The 18,539-nt window shown below is 49.1% G+C and carries 14 protein-coding genes and 1 tRNA gene; 9 read left to right on the top strand and 6 right to left on the bottom strand.

Translation table 11 applies throughout. The features are described 5' to 3' along the window. The first annotated feature begins 172 nt into the window (after positions 1-172). From SE18_RS24900 to SE18_RS24880, 5 genes are all read left to right on the top strand, one after another. A complete protein-coding gene (locus SE18_RS24900; protein WP_054537193.1) occupies positions 173-748 on the top strand; it encodes an NUDIX hydrolase in 576 nt (191 codons plus the stop codon). A 104-nt stretch (positions 749-852) separates the two neighbouring features. Further along, the gene (gene secA, locus SE18_RS24895) at positions 853-3,951 is read left to right on the top strand and encodes a preprotein translocase subunit SecA (protein ID WP_054537192.1); all 3,099 of its coding nucleotides are present in this window, start codon (positions 853-855) and stop codon (positions 3,949-3,951) included. Between the two features lie 444 nt (positions 3,952-4,395). Further along, entirely contained in the window at positions 4,396-5,490 is a 1,095-nt protein-coding gene (gene proB / locus SE18_RS24890) for a glutamate 5-kinase (protein ID WP_054537191.1), read from the top strand. Between the two features lie 218 nt (positions 5,491-5,708). Next, positions 5,709-6,404, top strand: coding sequence for a histidine phosphatase family protein (locus SE18_RS24885; protein WP_054537190.1), 696 nt, complete (start codon positions 5,709-5,711; stop codon positions 6,402-6,404). A 24-nt stretch (positions 6,405-6,428) separates the two neighbouring features. Then, positions 6,429-7,691 carry a glutamate-5-semialdehyde dehydrogenase gene (locus SE18_RS24880; RefSeq protein ID WP_054537189.1) on the top strand — a complete coding sequence of 421 codons (1,263 nt, stop codon included), beginning with the start codon at positions 6,429-6,431 and terminating at the stop codon, positions 7,689-7,691. A gap of 5 nt (positions 7,692-7,696) precedes the next feature. Here SE18_RS24880 and SE18_RS24875 read toward each other — a convergent pair whose 3' ends face one another. From SE18_RS24875 to SE18_RS24860, 4 genes are all read right to left on the bottom strand, one after another. Beyond that, positions 7,697-8,092 (bottom strand): hypothetical protein, encoded by a 396-nt coding sequence (locus SE18_RS24875; RefSeq protein ID WP_054537188.1) that lies wholly within the window; start codon positions 8,090-8,092, stop codon positions 7,697-7,699. Beyond that, the gene (locus SE18_RS24870) at positions 8,085-8,495 is read right to left on the bottom strand and encodes a MerR family DNA-binding transcriptional regulator (protein ID WP_054537187.1); all 411 of its coding nucleotides are present in this window, start codon (positions 8,493-8,495) and stop codon (positions 8,085-8,087) included. Before SE18_RS24870 ends, SE18_RS24875 begins: the two co-directional genes overlap by 8 nt. A gap of 349 nt (positions 8,496-8,844) precedes the next feature. Beyond that, positions 8,845-9,381, bottom strand: coding sequence for an NUDIX hydrolase (locus tag SE18_RS24865; protein ID WP_054537186.1), 537 nt, complete (start codon positions 9,379-9,381; stop codon positions 8,845-8,847). Between the two features lie 12 nt (positions 9,382-9,393). Next, positions 9,394-11,175, bottom strand: coding sequence for an ATP-dependent nuclease (locus SE18_RS24860; protein ID WP_054537185.1), 1,782 nt, complete (start codon positions 11,173-11,175; stop codon positions 9,394-9,396). A gap of 281 nt (positions 11,176-11,456) precedes the next feature. Between SE18_RS24860 and SE18_RS24855 the strand changes: the two genes are divergently transcribed. Further along, positions 11,457-12,683, top strand: a complete 1,227-nt coding sequence (locus SE18_RS24855; RefSeq protein ID WP_054537184.1) for a hypothetical protein — start codon at positions 11,457-11,459, stop codon at positions 12,681-12,683. Positions 12,684-12,808: 125 nt separating this feature from the next. Here SE18_RS24855 and SE18_RS24850 read toward each other — a convergent pair whose 3' ends face one another. Together SE18_RS24850 and SE18_RS24845 are read right to left on the bottom strand one after the other, a co-directional pair. Continuing rightward, complete coding sequence (locus SE18_RS24850; RefSeq protein WP_054537183.1) at positions 12,809-13,726, bottom strand: DMT family transporter; 918 nt, start codon at positions 13,724-13,726, stop codon at positions 12,809-12,811. A gap of 233 nt (positions 13,727-13,959) precedes the next feature. Beyond that, positions 13,960-14,035, bottom strand: a tRNA-Asn gene (locus tag SE18_RS24845). Positions 14,036-15,023: 988 nt separating this feature from the next. Between SE18_RS24845 and SE18_RS24840 the strand changes: the two genes are divergently transcribed. The 3 genes from SE18_RS24840 to SE18_RS24830 all read left to right on the top strand — a co-directional run bounded on the left by SE18_RS24840 (position 15,024) and on the right by SE18_RS24830 (position 18,296). Then, a complete protein-coding gene (locus SE18_RS24840; RefSeq protein WP_054537182.1) occupies positions 15,024-15,887 on the top strand; it encodes a tyrosine-type recombinase/integrase in 864 nt (287 codons plus the stop codon). A 96-nt stretch (positions 15,888-15,983) separates the two neighbouring features. Continuing rightward, a complete protein-coding gene (locus SE18_RS24835) occupies positions 15,984-16,550 on the top strand; it encodes a hypothetical protein (RefSeq protein ID WP_054537181.1) in 567 nt (188 codons plus the stop codon). A gap of 150 nt (positions 16,551-16,700) precedes the next feature. Then, complete coding sequence (locus SE18_RS24830) at positions 16,701-18,296, top strand: DUF3987 domain-containing protein (protein WP_054537180.1); 1,596 nt, start codon at positions 16,701-16,703, stop codon at positions 18,294-18,296. Positions 18,297-18,539: the final 243 nt, after the last annotated feature.

Here is an 18,539-nt window from a genome sequence, read left to right as displayed (position 1 = left end):
CAGAGCAACCGAAGGATGGATTATGAATTATGAGGGATGAATTCAAGAACAGAGAGCTGAGAACATAAGCATCTGCGGCTAAAAACAGTCTTCATGCTCTTCGTGTCCTTCGTGGTTTCCGTTCTTCGTGTCGTTCGTGGTTCAAACCGAGAATTGATAGTTGGAGGAAGTTATGCGTTCGACGATTCGTAGTTTAGTGACCCAAATTGCCCCCTTGGATTTACGCGAGCAAGCAGATTGTAACGAAACCTTGGCCTGGATCGATAGTGATGCGCCGTTGTTTCGAACCGCCAAGCCTGCTACGCCCTCGATGCACTTAGTTTCTTATATTGTGGTCTATGATCCTGCGACCGCCCAGATATTATTGGTTGATCATCGTAATGCTCAGTTGTGGTTGCCTTGCGGTGGTCATGTTGAGCCAGATGAACATCCAGCCAGCACCGTCAGCCGCGAAATCTACGAAGAATTGGGGATTGAAGCGCAGTTTTATTGGCCGGAGCCATGCTTTATTACCGTAACTGAAACCGTTGGCCTGACCGCAGGCCATATTGATGTTTCGTTGTGGTATGTGGTGCAGGCCGATTCGCAACAAGCATTGCATTACGATCAGGCTGAATTCGCCCAAATTCGTTGGTTTGCGCTTGCTGACGTACCGTTGGAACGCAGCGATCCCCAGCTCGGACGCTTTCTTGGTAAGTTTCAACAGCTGCTTAATCGCGAAGATCGACGATTATTGGCAGTGCGTTAACATTTCGTTTAAGCAGCTTTTAAGCCATTCAAAGCGCCAAAGCTGCGTGGTATAATCTAGCGATGCAGCCGTGCTGCCGATATTCAGACACCACGAGGTACCACATGTTTAAATGGCTTGGGAAACTACTGGGCGACCCCAACGCTAAGGTTGTGAAGAAAATGCAGCCAACCTTAGATGAAATTAATGCCCTTGAGCCAACATTCAAGGCTCTTAGCGATGAACAACTCCGTGAAAAAACGGCTGAATTACGCACACGGTTCGCAGAGCTTACCAAAGCGGATCGTGAAGCGCTCGACGATCGCTACGCTGACGAAAATCGCCACGATTCAACCGTCGAAAAAGAGTATCAAAAAGAATTACGGATTATCGAAGATTCAGCACTTGATGAATTGTTGCCCGAAGCGTTTGCCCTCGTGCGCGAAGCCTCAAGCAGGGTCATTGGCCAACGTCACTACGATGTCCAGATGATCGGCGGGATTGTGCTGCACGAAGGCCGAATTGCGGAAATGAAAACTGGTGAAGGTAAAACCCTTGTGGCTTCCTTGCCCTTGTTTCTCAATGCAATTCCAGGCCGTGGCGCACACTTAGTCACGGTCAACGACTACCTCGCCAAAGTTGGTGGTGGTTGGATGGGGCCAATTTTCCATAGCCTTGGCATGAGCACTGGCTATATCGCCCACGATTATTCAGCAATTTACGACCCCAATTATATCGATCCCAACGCCAAGCAAGATGATAGCCGTTTGGTCCACTGGCGGCCTTGCTCACGTCGCGAAGCCTATATGGCCGATATGACCTACGGCACGAACAACGAATATGGCTTCGATTATCTGCGCGATAACATGGTGCAGCACAAAGATCAATGTGTGCAGCGTGAATTGCACTATGCGATTGTCGACGAAGTTGATAATATTTTGATCGACGAAGCCCGAACTCCGTTGATTATCTCCGGCCCAGCCCAAGAATCCAGCGATAACTATCGCCGTTTTTCTTCATTGGTGCGTGGCCTCAAGCGCTCAAGCATCTCGCCTGATGAAGTGCGCAAAGGCTTGAAAGACGATTTCGACGGCGATTACTGGATCGACGAAAAATCGCGCTCAATTACCTTAACCGAATCGGGCTTAGAGGTGATGGAAAAACGCCTCAACTTGCCCGAAGGCGAGAACATGTACGATGCCAAAAACTTCGAATTAACCCACTACTTGGAAAACGCGCTCAAAGCCGAATACGTTTTCCACCGTGATGTTGATTATGTGGTGCAAAATGGCGAAGTCGTGATTGTCGATGAGTTTACTGGCCGGACGATGCCTGGTCGGCGCTGGTCGGATGGCTTGCACCAAGCGGTTGAGGCCAAAGAATCGGTCGAGGTACGGCGCGAAAACGTCACCTTGGCAACGATTACCTTTCAAAACTACTTCCGCATGTACAACAAACTTGGCGGTATGACGGGGACGGCAATCACCGAAGCAGAAGAATTTAGCAAAATCTACAATTTGGAAGTGGTGATTATCCCAACCAACCGCCAAGTCATTCGTGAAGATTATCGCGACCATATTTATGCTAGCCAAAAAGCCAAATATAACGCCGTGTTGCGCGAAATCAAAGAGATGCACGAGCTTGGCCGTCCAGTCTTGGTAGGTACAACCTCGGTTGAAAGCTCAGAAATTGTCAGCAATTTGCTGAATCAATCAGGGCTTGAACATTATCTCTTGAACGCTAAGCAACACGAACGTGAAGCGTATATTGTGGCCCAAGCTGGCCGCACTGGCGCAATTACGATTGCAACGAATATGGCTGGTCGCGGTACCGACATTTTGCTTGGTGGCAATCCCGATGGTTTGGTCGAGGAGCATCTTAAAGCGCTTGGCACAACCATCACCGAAGCTACGCCTGAGCAATTAGCCGAAGCAACTGCCAAAGCCAAAGCTGATGTGGAAGCAGAACGCAAAGCGGTGATGGATGCTGGCGGCTTGCATATCATCGGTACTGAGCGCCACGAAGCCCGCCGGATTGACAATCAGTTGCGTGGTCGAGCTGGCCGTCAAGGCGACCCTGGCTCATCGCGCTTCTTCATCTCGCTTGAAGACGAGTTGATGACCCGCTTCGGACGCATCGACACAATCAAGCGCTTAATGGAACGCATGTCTGATGGCGAGGAAGAATTGCCACTCGAATCGGGCTTGCTCGATAAAGCAATCGAAAGCGCGCAAACGCGGGTTGAAGGCTATAACTTCGATGTCCGTAAACATGTGGTCGAATACGACGACGTGGTGAACAAACAACGCGAAGTTATCTACGCCGATCGCCATGCAATCCTTGGTGGCGAAGATATGGGCGACCGCATCCTTGAAATGGTGGTTGATGAAATCGAAGCCCATGTCGAAGACTTCCTTGATAACAAAGAGCTTGATCAGCCAGATATGGAAGGCTTCTTGCGCCAGTTGTATGCGATTGTGCCCCAACTCAAGGCTCAAGAAGCTGAATTGGCTGCTCGTTTCAAAGGCCGCCAAGCTGATGAAATTGGCGAAATTGCCACCGAAGTTGTTGAAGAAGCCTACAATCGCTTAGGTCAAGAGTTAGCAACTCAATACACTGGTTTGTTGCAACGTGGCGTGCAGCCAATTCCTGGGGTTAGCGGCCCAGAAGCCTTCTTTGCCCACTTCGAGCGCCAAGAAATGCTCGGCGCAATCGATCGCGAATGGATCGATTATCTGACGGCGGTTGATGAATTGCGCCAAGGGATTGGCAACGTCGCGATTGCCCAACAAGATCCGTTGGTGGCCTTCAAACGCGAAGCCTATAAGATGTTCGATGAACTCAAAGGCAATATTCAAAACCGGATTGTCTACAACTTCTTCACCGATGCTGCCAACTGGCAAGTGCGCTTGCGCCAAGTTGAGCTAGAAATGGAAGCTCGTTTGGCAATGGCCCAAACTGCTGGTGGCTCAGAAAACGCCACTGAAGAAGCACCCAAGCCAGCCAAACGGGGTGTTGGTGGCGCTGCACGCCGCGTCAGCAATGCTGCTGGTCAAGCTGCTCCCGCCCGCCGAATTATTATCAAAATCGGACGCAATGACCCTTGCCCGTGCGATAGCGGCAAGAAGTTCAAAGCATGCCATGGCTTGCCAGGCAAAGAAGCCGAGCTTGAAGCAATTTTGGCGGTCAAACATACCCATGCCCAAGCTGTTGGTAAAAAATAATCATTTGACATAACTGTAAACGTTTGTAGGCTGTGGAGTGTTGATGCTCCACGGCCTACAAACGTTTAAGAACATAGAACATAGAGCATAGAGCAAATTCAGAAGTCAAAAATCAAAAGGCAGAAACCAAAGATGAAGGATGCATTATGAGCGATGAAATGATTGAATATCGAAATATAATCAAGCAAATCTGTGCAATCTGTGGCTAAAAATATAGCTTTGGGCTCTTGGCTTAGGGCGAGCAAGAAGTGAATTAATATAATCTGTGCAATCTGTGGCTCAAAGAATGATCATTTGTGGAATTCGTGGAATTCGTGGCTAAAAACTTATCCTTCGTGCGCTTCGTGGTTTCAAAATGCAGCTTTTTTTAGGGTTTGGTGAAAATCAATTTGACGCTAGGCGTTAAAATAGCTTTTATAGGTATCTTGATGAATAGAGCTTGCTATGCGAATTGTAATTAAACTTGGCACCAGCGTTTTGACCGATGGCACCGACCGTTTGCATCGCCCGCGCATGGTCGATTTGGCGCGCCAGATGGCCCAATTGCGCGCTGCTGGCCACGACGTTGTGTTGGTTTCCTCGGGGGCGGTTTTGGCTGGCTGGGAGCGCTTGGGTTTTCCCAAACGGCGACGCGAATTGACCCACAAACAGGCCTTGGCGGCGGTTGGGCAAGGCCGATTAATGCACATTTATGGCCAATTATTTGAAATTTACGATGTGCCAGTTGCCCAAACCCTGCTGACCCGCGCTGATTTGCGCGATCGGGTGCGCTACCTCAATGCCCGAGCAACCTTATTAACCTGCTTGGAAATTGGCGTGCTGCCGATTATCAACGAAAACGATGCGGTGGCGGTTGATGAGATTCGGGTTGGCGATAATGATACACTTTCAGCGTTGGTGGCAAATTTGGTCGACGCTCAGCTTTTGGTTATTTTGAGCGATATTGCTGGCTTGTATAGCGCTGATCCGCGCCATAACCCCGAAGCCCAGTTAATTGACGATGTGGCGGCGGTTACTGAACAAATCTATGCCTTGGCTGGGGCGGCTGGCTCGCATCGAGGCACTGGTGGCATGGCTACCAAAATTCAGGCTGCCGAATTGGCCACCAGGGCTGGCACAAGCATGATCATTGCTGCTGGCAACGAGCCTGATGTGCTGTTGCGCTTAGCTGCTGGCGAGAATGTTGGCACGCGCTTTCGGCCTGTGAGTACGCGCCTAGAGAGCCGCAAGCGTTGGATTATGGCCGAGCGCGTGCGCCAAGCGCATATTGCGGTTGATGCTGGGGCGGTGCAAGCCCTCACTCAGCAAGGCCGCAGCCTGTTGCCAGCAGGAATTGTGGCGGTCGAGGGCGAGTGGCGCCGTGGCCAGACCGTGGCGATTGTCGCGCCCGATGGGCAGGCGATTGCCTGTGGTTTATGCCAATATGCCGCCCATGAAGTTGCTCAAATCAAAGGCTCACGTACCAGCGACATCGAACATATTCTCGGCTATTCCTACGGCGATGAAGTGATTCACCGCGATGATATGGTAGCCTTTTAAAGTCAAAGGGCAGAAATCAAAAGGCAAAAATGCTTAGTCCTTTGATATTTCTCAAAATGTTGATAGGATTACCGCTAACTGAATAGCAACCGATACGTTATTTTGACTTTTGATTTTTGACTTCTGAGTTCATTTGGGATGCTGATTGGCTTTATGTTTAATAGCAAAGGCCATTTTGACTTTTGATTTTTGACTTCTGCCTTTCTATGTGGGGTTTTATGGCTAAACTGTATTTGATACGCCATGGGCAGGCTGTGGTGAATGTCGAGCCAATTATTGGTGGCATCAAAGGCGATCGGGGCTTGACCGATTTGGGCGTGCAACAAGCTGAACATTTGCGCGATCGGCTGATTGCGACCCGCGAAATCGTGCCCGATCTGTTTATTTGTAGTACGATGCCACGGGCAATGCAAACCGCCGAGATTATTGCGCCTGCGTTTGCCCAACCCTTGATTTATGATGAGACATTTTGCGAGTTCAATGTTGGCGAGGCCGATGGCCTAAGCTGGAAAGAATATAATCAACGCTATGGCAAATTTGATTTTGATTTGCGTAAGCCCTTATCACCAGGTGGCGAGACATGGCAAAGCTTTTGCCTACGAACTCACACCAATTTCGAACGAGTGCTGAAGGCAAATCCTGATGCAACGATTGTAATTGTTTGCCATGGTTGGGTGATAGAATCATCATTAAGCTATTTTTGGCCACATACCCGCAGCGAGCAACCGAATGTTGACCTAGAAGTGACCAATACATCCTTGACTCATTGGTATCAGCATCAGCGGGGTGGGCAGGTGCGCTGGTTTTTGGGTGGCTACAACGATGCTGTACATTTGCATGCAGCAGTTCGCTGGCAACTCGAAGGCGATCTCGAAGGCGAAGATCATCCAGCAGCACCACTCGGCGAGTTATGATGGCTAGTCAATGAGGAGTGTACAATGCTTGAGGCAATGGGTCAGCGCGCAAAGCTGGCAGCCCGATTATTGGCCCGCACAACTACGGCCCAACGCAATGCAGCCGTCGAGGCGATGGCCGAAGAACTAAGCCTTGATCGCGAATCGATTCTTTCGGCTAACGCTGCTGATATGCGGCTGGGGCGCGAGGCTGGCTTAACTCCGGCTTTGCTTGACCGTTTATTACTCAATGAACAACGGCTCGAAGCAATTGCCAACGATGTGCGCACGGTGGCGGTGTTACCCGATCCTGTTGGCGAGGTTTTTGAGCAAGGCGTGCTGCCCAATGGCTTGCGCATTGAAAAGCGCCGTGTGCCGCTGGGCGTGGTCGGCGTCATCTACGAGGCGCGGCCCAATGTTACCGCTGATGTGGCCGCCTTGTGCATCAAAGCTGGCAGCGCGGTGATTTTGCGTGGTGGCAAGGAAATTACCCGTTCTGCAGCAGCGTTGGTGCAGGCCTTGCGTCGCGCCTTAGAACGCGTCGATTTGCCCGCCGATGCCTTGCAATTGATCGATAACCCTGATCGTGAATTGGTGCGTGGTTTGCTGACCTTGGATCGTTATGTCGATATGATTATTCCGCGTGGTGGCTCGGGCTTGCACGCGTTTTGCCGCCAAACTGCTACGATTCCGGTAATTACTGGCGGGATTGGCGTGTGCCATGCCTATGTTGACCATACTGCGCCGCTCGATCAAGTTGTGCCAATCATTGTTAATGCGAAGGTGCAACGCCCAAGCGTCTGCAATTCGCTTGAAACCTTGTTGATTGAACGCAGTGCTGCCGCCAAACTCTTGCCGCGCTTGGGTGCTGCCTTGCAAGAGCATAAGGTCGAATTGCGCTGCGATCCCGAGTCGTTGGCGATTTTGCGCGAGGCTGGCAACAGCGAGTGGCATTTAGTCGCGGCCCAGCCTGATGATTTTGGCCAAGAGTTTTCTGCATTAATCTTGGCCGTGCGGGTAGTTGATGGGCTTGATCAAGCGCTTGAGCATATTGATCAGTATGGAACCGACCATTCAGAAACGATTTTGTCGCAAGATCCAATGGCAATCGAGCGCTTTTTGAATGAAGTTGATTCGGCGGTGGTCTATGCCAATTCTTCAACTCGTTTCACCGATGGCTCGCAATTGGGTTTGGGCGCTGAAATTGCGATCAGCACCCAAAAATTGCATGCTCGTGGCCCGATGGCCTTGCGCGAATTGACCTCGTATAAATGGATTGTGCGTGGCGCTGGTCACGTGCGCGATTAGCTTTTTTAGCGGGCAATTGCGCTAGTTTGGCGTGGATTGCCCGTTTGTTGATCAACCCGCAAGCCCCACAACGTCGCCAGCGCTCCAACTACATCAGCACCAGCAAAAAAGAGTAGCTGCCATGGGCCAAGCCCGCTCAGCACCCACCAACCAAAGATCAATGGCACGCTAAGTCTTAACACCACCGTCGCTAAGGCATAGCGTTGCAGATTGATTGGGCTAACATTCATGTGCAATATGCCGATAAAGCCAATCAGCATGCCCGCCACCCGTGGCCAAACTTCGCTGGTTGCTGGCAAGCCAAAAAGCCCCAAAATGAGATTTGGCGCGAGCGCCGCCAACAAGCCTGTACTAACCGCATACCACCCAAACCAACGTAAACTTTGCGTTGTTCTACGCATCAGAAACTCCTTGTACACAGGCCATCTCGGCCAAGGCATAAATAACTGGGCATTCACCCGGGTCATCGGCAGAACGAGTGGCAAATTCTTCGAGCGCCAAGCGCAAGCGTTGAAATTGTTGAACCGTCTGGTCAATTTGCTTAATTTTTTGCCCAACAAATTGCTCAATCAACTGCTGATCTGTGGTTTGTGGGCTGAGTTGCAGAAACATGCCCATCTCGCGTAGGCTAAAGCCAAGCGCTTGGCCCTGCTTGATCGCCAAAATTCGCGCAATGACTGTGCTCGAATAATCGCGATAGCCTGATTCACGGCGTTGGGCGGTTTCGATCAAGCTCATGCGTTCATACAAACGGACTGTTTGGACACTTACTCCACAGCGGCGGGCTACTTGGCCAATTTGCATCGCTCAATTCCTTTCTGTTGCCTAGGATAAACCCTATACTATGCTATAGAGTCAAGCGGCAATTTTGAAAGGATGAAGGATGAGGGATGAAGGATGAAATGCCAAATCAAAAGTCAGAAGTCAGAAGTCAGAAGGGATGGGGATCGGTTGTTGGGGGCTGGGCTATGGGCTAGGGAAACAGCAATCAAAACAATCTGTGACAATCTGTGGCTAAAAACTGAGCCTTCATAGATCAATGTTAAGCAGAGGTGTAGAGGAATGTGGCTTTGGGTTAGTGATCATAGATTCGTGCAATTCGTGGAATTCGTGGCGAAAATAATCTTCGTGTCCTTAGCGCTCTTCGCGGTTCCTATCCTTTGTGGGCTTCGGGGCTAGAAAATAAGCTTCGCGATTGTTGTGTTGCCGAGCTGAATTCTGCGGCGAGTTGCAATACATGGCGATAGATTGGTAGATAGGCCTGCGGTAGGTAGCTCCAAATTTGGCTTGGAGCAATAATCCGGCGTTCGATCATTTCGAATTGAGGCTGCCATGCTTGGATTGTAACGTGGGCCAACCAAAATGCGCGCACTAAGATTAGCCCTTGTTCTGCCCCGTCCAAACATTGGCTTTGGCAAAAGCCCAATAAGCTGGCACTTTGAACTATCGCACATGCTTCTTCGGCCACCTCACGCTGCAAGGTTGCTGCCCACGATTCGCCCGCCTCGCTGCGGCCAGCTGGTACATCCCAATCACGCCCATTTTGGCTCACCACTACAATGTGGCGTTCAGGCGTGAGGCAAATACCAGCTGAGCCATGAGCTTTGCCTGCTGGCTCGCTATCGGCTGGGTGCCAACGCACATGCCATCTTTGTTGATAAGTATTAATCTGCCACGTAGGTTGCTGCATAGTGTGAGACCTTTAGCTAGGATTCAGCTTTGCAATAAACTTATATATGCCCTCTATTTCTTTTTGAATTGTAGAAGGTAGTTGATCGAATGTAAGATTTTTCAAATATGCTAAGGCTTTTGTACAAAAACCAAGTTTATCGGTAATAGTTCCTGAATCAGCTTTATAAGAACCTCGACGATGTTTCTCACCTTTTATAACATGATCTTCGATAAATTCCCCTAACGATTCATTTTGGTAATCCTCATACACAAAAGAATTTGTTTCGGGGTTTGGGTTTTGTATAGATGTCTCATATTCAATTACAACTGAGCGAATGACCTCGGATGGTAGGCTATTTTCAATTTCCCGACAAGGTAAAATAAGTAAAGTATCGCCAAGTTTAGCTTTAAGCTCTTCTTTACGTTTTAATTTAGCATCGCCATCTTGGTCAATGATAACAAAGGCTTTCGCACATAGTCGTTCTATTGTAATAAGTTTATCTTCCATATCTACAAATGAGAAATGAGTAATATTTCCACCGCCATACTCAACAAACATATAATGCATATCTTCAACAAACTGTTTCAAATCTTTTTGACTCTCCATATACATTTGGAGCATCTCACGTAAATACCAACGGTCGGTTATTCCTTCAACCCAGATTGTGGCATTGACTAATAAGACTGATGAATTTCGTACTCCCAATAATTCTAATGAACTAGTTTGATTGTTATCAACATTTTCAACAATGAAATGAGGTGTTTCATCATCATCACTACTAGTAAGTGATTTTCGAAAGTTATAGATTGAAATCTCAGGAATATCAATCGTAATATCAAGCAAGTGATTCGAGTGAGTTGTCATAAAAAATAAATGACGATCCAACGAGTGATAGAACTCCAGAATTTTGCGCTGCATACTTGGGTGTAGAAAAAGCTCTGGCTCTTCGATAAAGAAAATACAATTTTCAAGGCTCACAAATGGCAAAAAGGTTAAAATGATTGCTGATTGAATTCCATCACCAAGATCATAAATTGGTCGTTCTTTTTCATTACCAATTTTTACAAAAATATGTTTTTCTTCATCTCTCGGAATCAAAGTTACTTCTTTGTCTTCGAATAAAGTATGTGAAATAAATTCTTGATATTCTCTGATTTTTTTACGTTTTACATTATCCCCAAGTAGATAAATTCTTAGTTTGGCATATATCCCTAAACCTGTATAAATTTCTGGTTTATGAATTGCGGATTTAAAATAACTCTCAATAGTTTGATTTTGATAAAAATCCGTATATTCACTATCTAAAGGGCGTAAACTACGAAGAGTAGGTATATATATATTTTTATTAAACTTAATCTGTACTTGATTAAGTAGATTTATAATTATATTTGCAATAGAAGATATTCTATTATCGTTTTTTATGGTCTCAATAATATTAAAAATATTATTGTATGTTGTATATTTCGGATTTGTATAAATACTATTTATTTCCTTCAGATAATGAATACAATTCTCTATATTAATCCTTGTTATTGCCTCAATTCTATCAACTTCATGAATATCAAATATATCAATTAATCTATTAATTTCTTGTTCAATTTTGTAGTTGAATTCATTAATTTTAGTATGTTTTAGTTTAAAATTAGACTCTTCGGCCAATAACCGCATAAACCGACTTTTACCTGCATTATTTTCGCCAACTAAAATATTAACCCTTGAAAGGCTATCGAGTTGAGTAAGTGGCTGACTTTCGACATTTTGATAACTGCTTTTGATTGAATCTGGCAAATATAAGGTTTCAATTTGATACATAAATTTACCCCAAAGCTTGAAGGATGTTGACTATTAACTATATTGGGGCATACATAGGATGTCAACTAGGTAAATTGTAATCGTAAAGGCTACTGCAATTGCACCATATCATCATTTTGAATCGATTTACCTTCAGCGCGAGCAGCCCAATTGGTTGGATTGATGCCCTCCTAGAAGGACTTATGGTCTATGCTGCGCATATGCTATTGACTCTATGGCCTCATCATTGCTAATTAGTTACGTGGCTTCAGTTGAAGCTAGGTAACATGCAGGAGGTATCCATGGATCGAATCAATCGCCAGTTGGGAATTCTGAGTGCTGTTGGGTGTCTGTTAGCGTTGCTTGCCAGCTTGGCAGTTTCGCCAACGACAACCAGTGCTACACGTCAAGCTCAAGGCTTGCCTGAAGCTGCGCTCGACACATCACTGGGCCAACTCAAGCCTAGTGGCACGTTACTGACGAATGCTCGTTTGCCGCAGGTAATCACTCCAATATTCGATACAATCACTGGGGCAGATGATTTTATTACTTTTGCAAACGCACCCCATACCTATATGGGGCAACCATTCAATTTGGCAACAGCAAGCGATATTACTGCATTGCAGTTTGGGTTGGTTTCGCTCTCCACAACTACCTATACCAATATCCAAGTTCGGATTCAATTCTGGGATAGTTTCAATGCTACTAATACAACAGTGTTTACAAGCCCTGTTGGCGGCTTACTAAGCTTTGATTTTGGGAGTCGCAGCCTCGTAGCGGGAGGACTTTACGATATCTCAATTCCGTTGACCAACCCGCTGACCCTGAGTGGCCTCAGCAATCATGGTGTGACGATTAATATTCGTGGCGATAGCGGTGCTGGCCTTGTTGATACGACGAACCTGACTACAGCAATTCGTGGCGGTACAGGTGCTCCTGCCTTTGCTGCTGGTTCTGTACCGTTAGGCGCTCCAACTTATGGCTATTATCGCAATGTTAATGGGCAAACCGACTTCAATTTCCTGGCAAACGATTTACGCCAAGTTGGAGACAATAGCGCCTTATACATGATCTTGTTTGCTGACATTCCTGTGCCAACGGCAACCGTCACGCCAAGCGCAACGATCATACCGACGGCAACCGTCACGCCAACGGCAACGATTACACCAACCGCAACCGTCACGCCAACCGCAACGGTTACACCAACGGCGACTGTTACACCAACGGCAACGGTCACGCCAATTGTGACAATTACGCCAACAGCAACGATTACAGCAACCGTCACGCCAACGGCAACGATTACGCCAATTGTAACAATTACGCCGACAGCAACCATCACGCCAACAGCAACCACTCCACCAAGCGTGACTCCAACCACCACCACTCCAACCAGCACTCCACCATCAACCACGCCCACTACCACCACTCCAACCAGCACTCCAACAACAACCGTAACCATCACATCGCCAACCACAACGCCGCCAAGTTGGAAACTCTATTTGCCGCTTGTCGGGCGTGACGTGCAGTAGCAGCTTAGCGCATAATGCTGCTCTAAAATGACTGCTAGAGCGATCGATGGTTCGCTATCGATCGCTCGCCATTTAACCTATTGAGAACATTGATACTTGAAGGTTTAGGTATGGAGCAGTGCTCGCTATGAACTTCGGGCTAACAACACAACTGCCGTGAGTATCAGCAGGCCACCAGCAAGTTGCCAAATGCTAATTGGCTCGTGGAGCACAACAACTGCCGCCCCAACCGAGACTAACGGCTCCAACGCCGAGATGGTCGAGGCGGCGGTTGGGCCAATCCGTTCCATCCCCACAAAGAACATCACAATTGCCAACACCGTTGAAACAAGAGCAATGCCCACAATTGCCAGCCAACCGCCTGTGGTCGCTGGCCAAACCGGGCCGCGAGCCAGCATAATGCCTGTATATACGACCGCTGCTGCACTCATAATCACGGTCGATGAAGGGATTGCTCCAGCGCGAGCGGTAATTTGGCTCCCAGCGGTGATATAAATGGCATAGATCACCGCTCCACTGATGGCGAGAATGATGCCGAGTGGCTTGCCGCCGCCAATTGGGCCAATTGCCAAAGCCGAGCCTATGAGGGCCAGCACTAAGGCCAGAACCATGCGTGGAGTCAGGCGTTCCTTGAAAAAGACGACTGCCAATAAGGTAACAAGCCCTGGATACAAATACAGCAAGACTGCGACTAAGCCAGCCGAGGCCATGGTAAGCGCCACAAAATAGGCCATGGATTGAGCTACATAGCCAATCCCTCCCAAGAGGATTAATCCAATGAGGACTTTCCCACGGGGCAGCCGTTGGCCCCGCACGTGCAGAATCCCAAACATAACAAGTGCGGCGATACTAAACCGCATACATAACACCGTAATCGGCTCGGCTCCAGCCTGGTAGGCCAGCCGCGCAAATACGCCGAGCCAGCCAAAGGCGGTTGCCGAAAGCAGCATGGCCGCAATCCCAAACCAACGTTGACGGCGAGCCGATGGGTCGGCTTGATGCGGCGGCGTAGAAATAGCTGAATCACCAACAGCCTGCTTCATAACATCCTTTCTTGGTACGAGCCGACGATTGCCCATGCAGCGAAGCAAGGGTTTTAAGCGCTCGTCAGCAAAACCTAGCATCTTTGATCATTGGGCATAATGCTGGGTTATAGTGTACCGCAATCGGCAGCTGGCTAATTGGTGTTCAGCGATGTGGCGAAGTTATTAAGTGATACCATATGGGTTTAAATCATCAACGCCCAGCTGAAATTTCAGGCGGGCGTTGATCTTTTTGGCTCCCTGACTAGGACTCGAACCTAGGACATGCTGATTAACAGTCAACCGCTCTACCAACTGAGCTATCAGGGAATATCAAGTTGTAAAAAGAAGTGGCTCCCTGACTAGGACTCGAACCTAGGACCCATTGATTAACAGGTTTGCCTAAAATGCAAAGCAAGCACCCTGTTTCACCAGGCTGCTTTGAAGGAGGATTATTGGCTTCTGCTCGCCAGCAACACCACATTGCTGCAATGCACTGTCACTACAAAAGCATTTTCTTATACAGCGTTAACGTTCTGCATGGTTGGCATATGGTACGCTAACCCCGAACTTGACTCGACACATCGAGCTTTCCAACATGGCTATTGTTATCGGGTGCTTTATTAAAGCAATAGCCTTCCCTTGGATCTGGCATGCACTCGTTGCTAGAAACCCAATACAAGTGGTTGATGCTAGACACGCCACTTGTTAGATAAGCAGGACTGATGCAAAGACACGCTGCTTATCTACCACGCTTCATGGGCATTCAGGATCATTGAATCCACGAAGCTTACCATATGTCGTCTTGGGAATCCTGCCCACCGACTTCCCTATTCCTGAACGCCGCTTGCGGCCTTCAACCATTAACGCGCTCCGGCATTTCCTAATACATAAAGATGATCGTTCGGAGATTGACGATCATCACTCTCCATCGACACAAAGCAAGGTTACGATGGATGAGTGTTATACCAATGACCTTGACTCAGTGTGTTTCCTGTCTTCCTCACACCGATTGGTGAATGACGGTTGGCTTTGTGTTGCTTCCAATTCTGGAAGATCAACCTAGCCAAAGCCATTTGCCAATACCAAACGTGTAGGTTGCTTTGCTATACCCAAAAAATGGCGACCGCCATTGCTGGTTGTGCAAGCACCCCTTAACGCAGTGTGTCTGAAGACCTGTAATGAGATACCCCTTTAGCACCACCTGCAGAGGTATCCCATCACATACTCTTTCCGCTCCGCGCGGCCTCGAGTCGAGTATTTGCGAACGCACACGCTATCCCTTCGGGGATAACGCGATAGATCGAGGTCATTTCGTATGATTAGCCAATGGATTGAAGAATATTTGTCCGCAAAAGTCGCCGAACGCCGCAGCCCTGCAACCATCACCACCTACCGAATTCGGTTAGGACGCTTTGGCGCTTGGGTGCTTGAGCAACCGAATCAGGTGCTCAGTCGGGCGTTATTGCGGGCCTACAGTGCGTACTTAGCCCAACAAAACTTAAGCATTGCCAGCCACTATAGCTATCTCAACGATGCACTCATCCTCGTGCGCTGGCTTGCTGAAGAAGGCTATATTCAGCCAGTAAATACCGATAAACTCAAACCCCGATTACCCAAGCGCTTACCTGCCCATTACACGATGGATCAAATTAAGCGCCTCCTGCTGGTTGCCGAGCTTCGTGAAAAAGCCATGCTCTGTGTCTTACTGGATACCGGCGTTCGGGTCAGTGAACTGATTCAACTCCGTCGGACCAGCTTTGACTCGGAAGGCTGCGCCATGATTCTTGGCAAAGGCAGCAAGGATCGATATATCTGGATTTCATCCGTGACCCAAGAAGTCCTTCGAACCTACATCGCCAGTCGGACGGATACGAACCCTGCGTTGTTTGTCAGCCATCGCCAGCAAAAAACGCTGACGATTAGCGGCGTACACCAGAGCTTCGATCGCTTAGCCTCCGACGCGGAAATCCGCAATGATGTGCGGCGTTTGATTCACTCCTTTCGTGCCACCTTCGCCCGCGAACTGATCAAGAAAGGCCTTGATGCAGAAAGTCTACGGGTATTGATGGGCCATGAAACGATTCAAATGTCTCTGCACTATGCACAACTCTCATCCCATGAGGCGACCCAAAATCGGCAAGGCGTGAACCTCCTCGAGAAGGTGGAGTCATGCTTATAAGCCTCCAGTATGCCCACCTATCCCGGTAGAAACAAGGGAAAAAGTGTACAGAAAGTCAGCAGGTTTTTGACAAAAAACCTGCTGATAGGGGGATCTATGCCCATCAATATTGGTATCGGTTTGGCCATGGCCACGATGCTGTATGCCGTGATGCTTGAGCATTACAAGCACTACTTGGAACCAGATTGGACGTGGATTGAAGTGGTTGTCGGAACCCTGTTGTGCGTGACTGCCGCAGGGATCGCCATCCGCCTTACGCCGAACGCCAGCTGGCCCCAGTATGAGCAGCAGATCATCGCCAGCTTTGGCATTGGTGGTGGGGTCATTATTACGTGGCAAGTCTGGCGCATGATCAAACGTCGCCAGCAAACCCGTGCGGTTGTCTTTGACCTCGTGAATGGCGACCACCAAGAAAGGGATGTGGATGCCACGGCGACGACTGCGTTGGCCGAACGTGGTGAACGAACATCGACTCGAAGCGCTGGCGAACGCCGCGCAATCGTCGAAGCAAGCTATCCGAGCCAAAGAGTTGCTCAACCAAGTGGTGCATCAACGCTACCACTTGAACAATCCCGAAGCCGTCGAACTTATCCTGACCAAGATCGCCCTGCTGCTCGCAGAGATCGAGGCCAACCAGGAACGAATTCAACGCCTCTTGATTGATGCAGCGCAAGGCGAAGACAAAGCGCCAGAGTCGACGTAATCAGGTGCCCCAATCGCCGCCGGTGATTGGGGCAGCATCCTAGTCCTTCCCAGTTTTGTAAGTGTAGTGTGCTGTGGTGAGTATCCTCCCGCAGCACCGAGGATAGATACATGACAACTCCACTCTATGTGCAGGTGCGCACTGCGCTGCAGCAGTTGCTCGCAGGCCAGACGATTGACCTGACCCGTGATTGGGGCGAATGGTTAGCCATGATGCAAAGTTTAGTGTATGCCTTTGAGCATGGCGGTGCGCCTGCCGTGCAAACCGCACTGGAAACCGCGATTCGGGTGGATAGTCGGGTGGCGGCCTTGCTCGTTGACCAGCCTGCCCCAACCGTCTTACGAACTATGCCGCCGCTGCCGAGTGAACTTACGAAAACCATCCGGCAGCAGGGCGTATGTGGGCAGTGGCTTGATACATTTATCGACTATGCCAGCCAAGCGAGTCCGGTCACGCCACCGATTTTCCATGAGGCGGCGGGTCTCTTCCTTGCCGCCACCGTGATCGCGCGGCGGTTGTATCTCCAAATTGGTGAAACTTACTATTACCCGAATATTTATGCGCTATTTGTTGCCCCACCAGGGCGCTATGCCAAATCGACCGCGATGAAGGTTGTCGAGCGGGTGCTACGGCGCGCTGGCCTTGGCCACTTGCTCTTACCCGACAAAAGCACGCCCCAGTCGCTGCTTCAGCAGTTTTCGACCGTCATTCCCGATAAGCTGGACAGCTACAGTGATTATGACCGTGAGCAATGGCTGCTTGCCCGTGCCCAAGCGGCTCAACGGGCATGGCTACTCGACGAAGCAGGGTTCTTGTTCAGCGATATGAAAAAAGAGTATATGGCCGAGCTGCTCTCGCTGTTACTCAAGTTGTTTGATAACCCTGAGTATTTGGCCCATGAAACGATCACCCATGGCCGCACCACGATTCGCGATGCCAGTCTCTCGTTTCTGGGCGCAACCACGCCCAAGAATATCGAAGATCACTTGCGCAGCGAAAAGCTGTGGGACGAAGGGTTGTGGAGTCGCTTCGCGATTCTGATTCCCGATGCCCCACCATGCTATGCCGAGTTTCCTGACGAGCTGGTGATGCCTGAACGCTTGATTCAGGACTTGCAGGCGCTCGATGCGCTCTTTCCGAAGCCAGAGGCCGAATTGGTCGATGATGTGCCGGAAGAGAATATCAAGCGCTTTGTGCGGATTTATAACGAGCATCCGCCCAGTTCGATTCGGCTCGCGCCTGGCGTGATGACGTTGTGGAAGCGCTATGACAAGGTGTTGCGCTTTGATCTGCCGAACAATGGGCTACCTGACACGCTCTATGCCAGTTATGCCCGTTTCCCTGGGCACGTCCTGCGGGTGGCCATGATTCTGGCCGCGATGGACTGCCCCGAATTACCGGTGGTGATGCAGCTCGATCATCTCAAACGTGCGATCACGATTGTCGAGCGCTGGCGCAGCGACTTGCACCGCATTTGGAGCGATGGGATTCAGAGTGAAGAAACCAAGCTGGGCGATAAGCTGCTGGCCGTTCTGAAAGAGTCGCTTTCGGGATTGACGGTGCGCGATCTGTGTCGCCAGACCAATCAATCCAAAAAAGAAATCACCGAAATCTTAGAAGTCTTACGCCTCGCTGGCCAAATTGACGTGCTTGAGACCAAAGCCGCCAATGGTCGAACGATGCAATTGTGGAGATATAGCGCATGAGAAGTGTCAGAAGTGTCATGAAGTGTCATAAACGGTTTATGACGCTAAAAATCCACTCCCAGAGCGCCTTTCTTGAGAAGTGTCATAGTGTCATAAGGGGACATGTCCAATTTAATATGGAACATGTACGCGAGGCTGGAGAGAACCCACACGACTGAAAAAATACATGACACTTATGACACTATGACACTTCTCCGTTTTATCCCATTGGAAAGCCCTAAACCGACAGTTTAGGCAGCATGA

Origin of the sequence: Herpetosiphon geysericola (assembly GCF_001306135.1) — a bacterium.
GTDB lineage: Bacteria > Chloroflexota > Chloroflexia > Chloroflexales > Herpetosiphonaceae > Herpetosiphon > Herpetosiphon geysericola.
Note: the sequence above shows the minus strand (reverse complement) of the source record. Positions and strands in the feature narration are given on the sequence as shown.

Bases quoted from the DNA above. Each gene is read 5' to 3' on its own strand.
- SE18_RS24900 (WP_054537193.1), top strand. From the start codon at position 173: ATGCGTTCGACGATTCGTAGTTTAGTGACCCAAATTGCCCCCTTGGAT.
- secA (WP_054537192.1), top strand. From the start codon at position 853: ATGTTTAAATGGCTTGGGAAACTACTGGGCGACCCCAACGCTAAGGTT.
- proB (WP_054537191.1), top strand. From the start codon at position 4,396: ATGCGAATTGTAATTAAACTTGGCACCAGCGTTTTGACCGATGGCACC.
- SE18_RS24885 (WP_054537190.1), top strand. From the start codon at position 5,709: ATGGCTAAACTGTATTTGATACGCCATGGGCAGGCTGTGGTGAATGTC.
- SE18_RS24880 (WP_054537189.1), top strand. From the start codon at position 6,429: ATGCTTGAGGCAATGGGTCAGCGCGCAAAGCTGGCAGCCCGATTATTG.
- SE18_RS24875 (WP_054537188.1), bottom strand. From the start codon at position 8,092: ATGCGTAGAACAACGCAAAGTTTACGTTGGTTTGGGTGGTATGCGGTT.
- SE18_RS24870 (WP_054537187.1), bottom strand. From the start codon at position 8,495: ATGCAAATTGGCCAAGTAGCCCGCCGCTGTGGAGTAAGTGTCCAAACA.
- SE18_RS24865 (WP_054537186.1), bottom strand. From the start codon at position 9,381: ATGCAGCAACCTACGTGGCAGATTAATACTTATCAACAAAGATGGCAT.
- SE18_RS24860 (WP_054537185.1), bottom strand. From the start codon at position 11,175: ATGTATCAAATTGAAACCTTATATTTGCCAGATTCAATCAAAAGCAGT.
- SE18_RS24855 (WP_054537184.1), top strand. From the start codon at position 11,457: ATGGATCGAATCAATCGCCAGTTGGGAATTCTGAGTGCTGTTGGGTGT.
- SE18_RS24850 (WP_054537183.1), bottom strand. From the start codon at position 13,726: ATGAAGCAGGCTGTTGGTGATTCAGCTATTTCTACGCCGCCGCATCAA.
- SE18_RS24840 (WP_054537182.1), top strand. From the start codon at position 15,024: ATGATTAGCCAATGGATTGAAGAATATTTGTCCGCAAAAGTCGCCGAA.
- SE18_RS24835 (WP_054537181.1), top strand. From the start codon at position 15,984: ATGCCCATCAATATTGGTATCGGTTTGGCCATGGCCACGATGCTGTAT.
- SE18_RS24830 (WP_054537180.1), top strand. From the start codon at position 16,701: ATGACAACTCCACTCTATGTGCAGGTGCGCACTGCGCTGCAGCAGTTG.